Consider the following 8,145-nt stretch of genomic DNA (forward strand, 5'->3'; position numbering starts at 1 on the left):
CATCGGGCCGGGATACATCGAGACGCCGCAGACGGCGCCGCTGCGGGAGCGCCAGGCGGACGGAAGCCGCCACCCGTTCGACCAGTTCATCATCGCAAAGACGCCGGCGGCGCGGTGGGGCACCACGGAGGACCTTGTGGGCCCGGCGGTGTTCCTTGCCAGCGACGCTTCCAACTTCGTCAACGGCCATGTGCTGTATGTGGACGGCGGCATCCTCGCCTACATCGGCAAGCAGCCGCAGTAAAACCGAATCTTTTGGGAATCGAAAGGCCGCCCGCCCCGTAAACACGGGGCGGGCGGCCTTTTCTTTTTGAACTCCTCCGCTGCCGCTCAGCGCCAAAGGAACCAGATGAGCAGGTATCCCGTTGTGACGGCAATGAGAGAGAACGGTACGCCGATTTTCATAAAATCCCGGTTGGAGACCGTGTAGCCCTCCTTGCGCAGGATGCCGATGCCCGTGATGTTGGCGCTTGCGCCGATGGGCGTCAGGTTGCCGCCCAGGGTCGCACCTGTCAGCAGCCCAAAATAGAGCAGATACGGCTCCACGCCCATGAGTGTGGCAATGCCGCTCACCACAGGCAGCATCGTTGCCACATAAGGGATGTTGTCAATAAATGCGGAGAAAAGCACCGAAGCCCATACGATGAGCGAATAGATGGCAAACAGGTCGTCTCCCGCGATGTTGACAAACAGGCGGCTGATGGCGTCGATGACACCCGCCCGCGTGATGCCCGCGATGATGACGAACAGGCTCGCCAGCAAAAGCAGCGTCTGGCCGTCCAGCTCACGGAAGAACTGCCCCAGCGGAGCCAGCGACCGACGCTGACCCGCTTTGCGCAGGAAGCCCACGGCCGCCAGCAGCACACAGATGACCCCATTGGTCACGGCAGGCTTTTCCGGCACAAAGGAAACGATGATAAGCAGAGTCACCGTAGAAACGAGCAGAAGCGTGGGGACAGTGTCCGTTACCTGTGTGCGCTCGCCGGATTCCACCGGCTGGCGCAGGTTTCGGAAGTAATACAGCAGCACGCACGCGGATGCCACGGCACCCACCTGTACCACCCAAAAAATCCCGGGCCTGCCGCGGAACACGAAGAAATCAAGAAAATTCATGTCGGCATAGCCGCCCAGCAGAATGGATGTGGTATCTCCCACCAGCGTGGCCGCGCCCTGCAGATTGGAGGACACCGCAATGGCGATGATGACCGGCACAGGGCTGATGTCCAGCTTTTTGGCCAGCGCTAGCGCCACACGCGCGACCATCAGCACTGTGGCCACATTGTCCACGAAAGCGGAGATCAGCCCTGCAAACAGGGAAAGCGCCACCACCGCCCATTTGATGTTGGGCACTTTTTCCATAATGATATCCGCCATCAGCGCGGGCATGCGTGATTCGATAAACAGCACCACAGTGCCCATGGTGCCCGCAATCATCAGCAGAACGTTCCAGTCTATGGCCGCAGGCACCTCAGCCCAGGGCAGGATGCCCAGCACCACGAAAAGCAGCGCCGACGCAGCGGCGATATACGCGCGGTATTTGCCGAAGATCAAAAGCAGAACATAGGTCGCCAAAAACAGTGCGAGCGCAAGATACATGCCCGGTCTCCCCTTCCATCATCCGTGTCCCGGCCGCGCGGCGCGGGGCTTTTGCCCGCGGCCGCGCACCGGCCTGTCCACAGTATATAGAACGGGCCCGCGGGCCGTCAATCGAATCGGGACGAACTTAGCGGTATTTTAGCGGCCGGCGGCGCAGCGCATGCTTCACCGTTCCTCGTAGATCTGCTGGCTGCCGTCGATGGCCTGCTCCAGATACGCGTCGATCCACCGCTCCGCTCCGTCCATGTCCCGCCTGCACAGGTAATTGTACAGCGTTTCCGTGTTGCGGCAAAGCGCGCCGATGCCGTACATGCGGCAGAAACGCAGCCACAGGGTGATAACGGGCGCCTTGAACGAATAGTAGATGAGCGGCAGAATGCTGTTGCCGCCCGCAAGCGCAAGCTCGTGCTGGAAGGCAAAGGCCGCCTCAGCCGCCTGCGCGTTGTTCTGCGCTGCGGCGATGCGCGCCACAATATCCCCCAGGCGTGCCAGCGCTTCATCCGAGGCATAACGGATGGCACGCTGCGCAGCCAGATGCTCCAGCGCGCGCCGCACCTCCAGAATAGAGCGTATCTCATCCTTGCCCAGCACGCCGCCCTGATACTCCATGATGGCGATAAGCGTGGAAAGGTTCCCCTTGCGTCGGTAATCCGCCACGAAAGTTCCCTGCCGCGGCCGCACCTCCAGAAAGCCCTGCTGGGCCAGCTCCGCCAGACCGCCGTTCACCACGGCGCGGCTCACCTGCATCTGCTGGGCCAGTTCCCGCTCAGGCGGAAGCTGTGTACCCATGGGCAGCTCGTCGGACAATATCATCCCCTGCAGCTGCTGGACAAACAGGTCCTTCAGGCTGGGAGCGGACAGCTTTGCAAATTCCATTGTGTACCTCCCCTTCTGGTATTGGTTGTACCACATATCACTTTTTGATTTTATCATACATTTTGCCAGAGTACAAGCCCGCTTTATACCACACTTTCACAAAAAGGGAGACGGCCGATTGACGGGCCGAAGCAGGAATGTTAAACTATTGACGAAGATTGGTATAGCCACGCTATCAAGCAAACAAGGGAGAGATACCTGTGGACGAAGTGAGGATTTTGGAGATCAAACAGAGCGTATTCGCCAACAACGACCAGCGCGCCGAGCTTTTGCGCCGGGAGCTGAAAGAAAAGAGGATCTTTCTGCTCAACCTGATGAGCTCGCCCGGCTCCGGCAAAACGACCACCCTGACGCGCACCATCGAGCGTCTGCGTGACGAATTCAAGATCGGTGTGATGGAGGCGGACATCGACTCCGATGTGGACGCGCGTACCATTGCGGCGACGGGCGTTAAATCCATTCAGCTGCACACGGGCGGTATGTGCCATCTGGACGCGGATATGACGCGCCAGGGCCTGGACGGCCTTGCAGCGGGCGACGTGGAGCTTGCTGTTTTGGAAAACGTGGGCAATCTGGTATGTCCGGCGGAGTTCGACACAGGCGCGGTGAAAAACGCAGCCATCCTGTCGGTGCCCGAGGGCGACGACAAACCGCTCAAGTACCCGCTGATGTTCCAGATCTGCGACGTGGTTCTCATCAATAAAACGGACGTGCTGCCCTACTTTGATTTTGACATGGAGAAATGCAGAGAAAACATCCGCATGCGCAACCCGAACGCCAAGGTCATCCCCATCTGCGCCAAGACGGGCGAGGGCGTGGACGAATGGGCCGACTGGCTGCGCGCCGAAGTAAAAGCCTGGCGCGGCTGAACCGCGACCGCACAGAGAAAGGATGCCGGATATGAGCGAGACACATTTCCCCCTGGACGAGAGCAAACTGCCCTTTCCCATTCCAAAGGACGCGCAGCCCCGGGAGAAAATTTTAAAACTGGGGCGTATGATCACAGACCGCATTCCCGCTAAGCTGCACGGCCTGACGGCGGAAGACCCGGAATACTGGGGCCTGGCGGGCGTGGTGACGGATGAAATGGCGGACGTCGCCCTGAAGATGAAGGTGCGCAAGCCCATGACGCTGTCCGAGCTTGTAAAAGCCACGGGCAAGCCCGCCGAAGAGCTGGAACCGCTGCTGTACCAGATGAGTTGCGTGGGCCTGCTGGAGTACAACTGGGAAAACGAACGGCATGAAAAGCAGTACGTTCTGCCGATGTTCGTACCCGGCAGCGCGGAATTTTTCAATATGCACAAGCAGCAGATCCAGGACAATCCCGAGGTGACGGCTTTTTTTGAGCGCATGACCTTCCTGCCCCTGGAGCACATCACCGCCATGGTTCCGCCGGGCGGCGCGGGCATCGGGATGCACGTCATTCCCGTGGAAAAAGCCATTGAAACAGAGAACCGGTCCGCCGATATCGAGCACATTTCCCACTGGCTGAAAAAATACGAAGGCAAATACGCGGCCAGCCCGTGCTCCTGCCGCATGTCCCGCGCCCGCATGGGCGAGGGCTGCGCCGACGACCCGGAGGACTGGTGTATCGGCGTGGGCGATATGGCCGATTATCTGGTGGAGACCAAAAAGGGCCATTATGTTACTTACGACGAGGTGCTGGAGATCCTGCGGCGCGCCGAGGACAACGGTTTTGTGCACCAGATCACCAACATTGACGGCGAGAACAAAATTTTTGCCATCTGCAACTGCAACGTCAACATCTGCAACGCCCTGCGCACCAGCCAGCTGTTCAATACGCCCAATATGAGCCGTTCGGCCTATGTGGCGAAGGTGAAAACCGAAAACTGCGTTGCCTGCGGCCGCTGTGTGGAATACTGCCCCGCGGGCGCCGTCAAGCTGGGGCAAAAGCTGTGCACCCAAAACGGCCCGGTGGAATATCCCCGGCAGGAGCTGCCCGACGCCGTGAAGTGGGGCCCGGAAAAATGGGATGTCGATTACCGCGACAACAACCGCATCAATTGCTACGACGCCGGCACGGCCCCCTGCAAAACGGCCTGCCCTGCGCACATCGCCGTGCAGGGCTACCTGAAAATGGCCGCGCAAGGCCGCTACACCGACGCGCTGGCGCTTATAAAAAAAGAGAATCCCTTCCCCGCCGTATGCGGCCGCGTGTGCAACCGCCGCTGTGAGGACGCCTGCACCCGCGGCACCGTGGATCAGGCCGTTGCCATCGACGAGGTAAAGAAATTTATTGCCCAGCAGGACCTGAACGCCGCCACGCGGTATGTGCCGCCGGTGGTCGCACCCACGAACCGGGGCGGCTTCGCGGAAAAGATCGCCGTCATCGGCGCCGGCCCGGCCGGCCTCTCCTGTGCATATTATCTGGCCGAGCGCGGCTATAAGCCCACGGTATTTGAGAAAAACGAGCGTCCCGGCGGCATGCTGGTATACGGCATCCCCTCCTACAAGCTGGAAAAGGACGTCGTGGACGCGGAGATCGAGGTGCTGCGCCAGATGGGCGTGGACATCCGCTGCGGCGTGGAAGTGGGGCGCGACATAACGCTGGACACGCTGCGCCGGGAGGGCTATAAGGCTTTCTACGTGGCCATTGGCTGCCAGGACGGCCGCAGCGCGGGCATTCCCGGCGAGGACACCGCGGGCGTGATGACCGCCGTGGACTTCCTGCACGCCGTCGCGGAAAACGAAACGTACCCCGTGGAGGGCCGGGCCGTTGTCATCGGCGGCGGGAACGTGGCCATCGACGTGGCCCGCACCAGCGTCCGCTGCGGCGCTGCAGAAGTTTCCATGTACTGCCTGGAGCCGCGGGAAAGCATGCCCGCCTCCGCCGAGGAAGCAGCAGAGGCCGAAGATGAGGGCGTGGCCATCCGCTGCGGCTGGGGCCCGAAGGAGATTCTTGCGGAAGCCGGCCGGGTGACCGGCATCGTTCTGAAACGATGCGTTTCCGTGTTTGATGAAAACGGCCGCTTCTGCCCCAGATATGACGAGGCCGATACCATTACCGTTCCCTGTGAACATGTGTTTCTGAGCATTGGCCAGAGCATCCGGTGGGGCAGCCTGCTGGACGGCGCAAAAGTAGAGCTGGGACGCGGCGGCGCCGCCGTGGCGGACCCGCTCACCTACCAGACGGCACAGCCGGACATATTTGTAGGCGGCGATGTGTACACCGGCCCCAAATTCGCCATCGACGCCATTGCCGCCGGCAAGCAGGGCGCGGAATCGCTGCACCGCTTTGTACACGAAAACGCCAGCCTGACCATCGGCCGTAACCGCCGCCAGTTCAAGGAGCTGGACAAGGAAAGCCTTGCGCTGGAGAGCTACGACAACGGTGCACGCCAGAGCGCGGGCATGGACGAGCGCATCGACTACCGCCGTTCCTTCCGGGACGCGCACAAGACCTTTACCGAGGAGCAGGTGAAGGCCGAAACCGCGCGCTGCCTGGGCTGCGGCGCTTCGGTGGTGGACCCCAACAAGTGCATCGGCTGCGGGCTTTGCACCACCAAGTGCGAGTTCGACGCCATCCATCTGAACCGGGAGCTTCCCGAATGCAGCAGGATGGTGCGTTCGGAGGATAAATTCAAGGCTATTCTGCCTTATATGATCAAGCGTGAAATGAAGATCCGCTTCGGCAAAAAGGACGGCTGAGACGATGCATGAGCTTGGGATCGTATTCCATATCATCGACAGCATCGAGGAGGTTGGGCGGCAGAACAAGCTGCGCCGCGTCTCCACGGTGACGCTGGAGCTGAGTGAGGTCTCCGGCGTGGTGCATACTTATCTGGAGGACTGCTGGCACTGGGCGGCGGCCAGATCGCAATTGCTGAACGGCTCGCGCCTCGCCATCGAGGCGCTGCCCGCCGTTACCCTGTGCGAGGACTGCGGCAGCACCTACGCCACGGTGGAGCACGGCAAAACGTGCCCTTTCTGCCAAAGCCCGCGCACGCATCTCGTCAGCGGGAATGAGATCAATATCAAGGAGATCGAGGCGTGCTAGGGACGCGCCTTTGACCGGGTACACGGCGGCGCTGCCGCCAAAAACAAGGGAGGAACCGTATCATGTTATTTCAGATCTACGGCGAAAACGCCGGCTTCCAGCTTTTGGGCTGGGCTCTCGTCTTTGTGGGCCTCATCGCGGCCAACGAACTGGCCCGCCGCTCCAAAAAGGGCGGTATCTTCTTCTTCCTGGCGCTTCCCGCCGCACTGACGGTATATTTTATCGCCATTTACGCGGGCGCGGCCATGGGCGCGGAGTGGGCGCTGAACAACCCCACCTACACGCATATGAACAGCTGGTTCCACTACGCCAAGCTGTACGCCGCCACCGCGGGCTGCATCGGGTTTATGATGCTGAAGTATAAATGGAGCATAGGAAAGACGCAGTGGTTCAAGGTTTTTCCTTTCGTCATCGTCGCCATCAATATCCTCATCGCCGTGGGCAGCGATTTTGAATCCGGCATCCGCGGCGCAATGGCCCTGGCCGAGACCGGAGACCGCTGGTGGCTCTCCAGCGAGAACGTTTGGCTGTACGGCGGCTGGTGGAACTGGGTAAACGGCATCGCCGGCATCCTCAACATCCTCTGCATGACGGGCTGGTGGGGCATCTACTCTTCCAAAAAGCACGACGACATGCTCTGGCCGGACATGACCTGGCTGTTCATCATCGCCTATGACCTGTGGAACTTCGAGTATACCTACAACAACCTGCCCACCCACGCGTGGTACTGCGGCCTGGCGCTGCTTCTGGCGCCCACGTTCGCCAACGCGCTTTGGAACAAGGGCGGATGGATCCAGAACCGCGCCAACACACTGGCGCTGTGGTGCATGTTCGCCCAGGTGTTCCCGTTGTTCCAGGACGCCAGCGTGTTCACCACCATCCCTGTGCTGTATGCGGACGGCTTTATGGACGCCGCGGTGCGCCCCTCTGCCGCCGACCCCACGATGCAGGGCGTGGTCGCCATTCTGGCGCTGGCGGCGAACGTCATCGTGCTTGCCGTCATCATCAAGCGTTCCCTCGCACAAAAGAAGAACCCCTATACGGGCGAGATCTTCACCGATACGCGGGATTTCCAGCTTGCCATGGCAAGAGCCGAGGGCAAATAACCAATACGGCGCACCCCGCTCAAAATATACGGGGCCTGTTTTGCAGGCCCCGTTTTTCATGGAAAGGACGACAGCATGAACAAGCGCGAGATCATCGCATATTTTGACGCCCGCGCGCCGGAATGGGATGCGCGCATGGTGCGCAGCGACAGCAAGATCGCCTTCATCCTGGACGCGGCGGGCGTGCGGCCAGGCGTTTCGGTGCTGGACGTGGCCTGCGGCACCGGCGTTTTGTTTGGCGATTACCTGGCCCGGGACGCGGCGCGGGTGACGGGGGTGGACATCTCGCCCGAAATGGCACGCATCGCCGTTTCCAAGCTGCGCGACCCCCGCGTGGAGGTACTGTGCGGCGACGTGGAGGAGCTTGCCTTTCCGCGCAGGTACGACTGCTGTGTGGTATACAATGCGTTCCCCCATTTTGCCCACCCCGCCCGGCTGCTGGCACGCTTAGCCGCCTGCCTCGCACCCGGCGGCCGGCTCACTGTGGCCCATGGCATGAGCCTTGCGGCGCTGCACCGCCACCACGCGGGCGCGGCCCGCGGCGTGAGC

8 protein-coding genes are annotated in these 8,145 nt (G+C 61.1%); 6 read left to right on the forward strand and 2 right to left on the reverse strand.

Translation table 11 applies throughout. The features are described from left to right. On the forward strand, window positions 1-244 hold a 244-nt coding region (locus tag IIY41_RS00915; protein WP_287399218.1), incomplete at its 5' end, for an SDR family oxidoreductase. 86 nt (window positions 245-330) lie between these two features. On the opposite strand, the gene IIY41_RS00920 is transcribed toward IIY41_RS00915, so the two are convergent. Next, the gene (locus IIY41_RS00920) at window positions 331-1,596 is read right to left on the reverse strand and encodes an ArsB/NhaD family transporter (RefSeq protein WP_287399220.1); all 1,266 of its coding nucleotides are present in this window, start codon (window positions 1,594-1,596) and stop codon (window positions 331-333) included. Between the two features lie 165 nt (window positions 1,597-1,761). After that, the gene (locus IIY41_RS00925; RefSeq protein WP_009322408.1) at window positions 1,762-2,472 is read right to left on the reverse strand and encodes a FadR/GntR family transcriptional regulator; all 711 of its coding nucleotides are present in this window, start codon (window positions 2,470-2,472) and stop codon (window positions 1,762-1,764) included. A gap of 200 nt (window positions 2,473-2,672) precedes the next feature. Between IIY41_RS00925 and hypB the strand changes: the two genes are divergently transcribed. The 5 genes from hypB to IIY41_RS00950 all read left to right on the forward strand — a co-directional run. After that, window positions 2,673-3,341 (forward strand): hydrogenase nickel incorporation protein HypB, encoded by a 669-nt coding sequence (gene hypB / locus IIY41_RS00930; protein ID WP_287399224.1) that lies wholly within the window; start codon window positions 2,673-2,675, stop codon window positions 3,339-3,341. 31 nt (window positions 3,342-3,372) lie between these two features. Next, the gene (locus IIY41_RS00935) at window positions 3,373-6,141 is read left to right on the forward strand and encodes an FAD-dependent oxidoreductase (RefSeq protein WP_287399225.1); all 2,769 of its coding nucleotides are present in this window, start codon (window positions 3,373-3,375) and stop codon (window positions 6,139-6,141) included. 4 nt (window positions 6,142-6,145) lie between these two features. Continuing rightward, on the forward strand, window positions 6,146-6,490 hold the full coding sequence (locus IIY41_RS00940) for a hydrogenase maturation nickel metallochaperone HypA (protein WP_287399227.1): 345 nt from the start codon (window positions 6,146-6,148) through the stop codon (window positions 6,488-6,490). Window positions 6,491-6,552: 62 nt separating this feature from the next. Further along, on the forward strand, window positions 6,553-7,596 hold the full coding sequence (locus tag IIY41_RS00945; RefSeq protein WP_050006625.1) for a DUF5692 family protein: 1,044 nt from the start codon (window positions 6,553-6,555) through the stop codon (window positions 7,594-7,596). A 75-nt stretch (window positions 7,597-7,671) separates the two neighbouring features. Beyond that, a partial coding sequence (locus tag IIY41_RS00950) for a class I SAM-dependent methyltransferase (RefSeq protein WP_287399229.1) occupies window positions 7,672-8,145 on the forward strand: 474 nt, incomplete at its 3' end.

Origin of the sequence: Ruthenibacterium sp. (assembly GCF_017421385.1) — a bacterium.
GTDB classification, from domain to species: domain Bacteria; phylum Bacillota; class Clostridia; order Oscillospirales; family Ruminococcaceae; genus Ruthenibacterium; species Ruthenibacterium lactatiformans.